Here is a 208-nt window from a genome sequence, read left to right as displayed (position 1 = left end):
AGGGGTGGTTGCAACGCGGGTGGTTAGTTGGTGTGGGTGAGGAGTGTAGTGAGGCGTTCGGCGGGGGTGTCCCAGTCGAGTGTTTTGCGGGGGCGGCGGCCCGAGTTGTGCGGCGACGGCGGCGAGGTGTTCGGCGGTGTGGGCTGAGAGGTCGGTGCTTTTGGGGAAGTACTGGCGGAGCAGGCCGTTGGTGTTTTCGTTGCTGCCG

1 pseudogene is annotated in these 208 nt (G+C 65.9%); it reads right to left on the bottom strand.

Annotation, left to right across the window (positions count from 1 at the left end):
- Positions 1 to 23: 23 nt before the first annotated feature.
- A pseudogene (locus tag OO71_RS49805) lies at positions 24 to 208 on the bottom strand (transposase); the annotation flags it as partial.

Origin of the sequence: Amycolatopsis jejuensis (assembly GCF_000717335.1) — a bacterium.
GTDB classification, from domain to species: domain Bacteria; phylum Actinomycetota; class Actinomycetes; order Mycobacteriales; family Pseudonocardiaceae; genus Amycolatopsis; species Amycolatopsis jejuensis.
The sequence above is the reverse complement of the archived record's forward strand: the minus strand, read 5'-3'. Positions and strand labels throughout refer to the sequence as shown.